Raw genomic sequence first — 789 nt, 5'->3', positions numbered from 1 at the left:
CCGGGGAACCGTCATGCCCGCCCAGGGCAGCAGCTTCACCAACCACCCGGGGATCGTGGACTTCAAGGGCAACTCGTACTTCTTCTATCACAACGGCGCGCTCGCGGGCGGCGGCGGCTTCACCCGCTCGGTCGCGGTGGAGAAGTTCTCCTACAACCCTGACGGAACGATCCCGACGATCAACATGACGAGCACGGGTGCTCCGCAGGCCGGCCCGCTCGATCCGTACGTACGCCAGGAGGCCGAGACGATCGCCTGGGGTTCCGGGATCGAGACCGAATGGACCAGTGACGGCGGAATGGACGTCGGCTGGATCGAAAACGGCGACTACACCAAGGTCAAGGGAGTGGCCTTCGGGGCCGGCGCCTCCTCCCTCGCCGCACGCGTCGCCTCGGCCACCAGCGGCGGCACCCTCGAAGTGCGCCTGGACAGTCCGAGCGGGTCGATCCTGGGCCGGTGCGGTGTGCCGAACACCGGTGGCTGGCAGGCCTGGACCACGGTGAACTGCCCAGTGAGCGGCGTGACGGGAACCCATGACCTCTACCTGACGTTCAGCGGCGGCAGCGGCTACTTGTTCAATGTCAACTGGTGGCAGTTCACCCGCGCCGCGTAACCGCACCGCGCTGACCTGCTCCGCGGGCTGAAGCCCGAGAGTTCCGGCCCTCCCGTCCGTTGCTGTGCCGCTACGTGACACAGCGACGGACGGGAATCCGTGGCTTCCTGCTTCGTCGCGCTGTGCCGGGACGAGTCCTGGTCCGGCCTGCGCTCCGCAGGCTGTAACCGCCAGTC

1 protein-coding gene is annotated in these 789 nt (G+C 67.7%); it reads left to right on the top strand.

Annotation, left to right across the window (positions count from 1 at the left end; all coding sequences use genetic code 11):
• A partial coding sequence (locus ADL01_RS22295; RefSeq protein ID WP_159049595.1) for a carbohydrate-binding protein occupies positions 1-613 on the top strand: 613 nt, incomplete at its 5' end.
• Positions 614-789 lie beyond the last annotated feature (176 nt).

The sequence above is a fragment of the Streptomyces sp. NRRL WC-3618 genome, from assembly GCF_001280005.1.
Lineage (GTDB): Bacteria > Actinomycetota > Actinomycetes > Streptomycetales > Streptomycetaceae > Streptomyces.
This window is presented reverse-complemented; position numbering and strand designations above follow the sequence as displayed.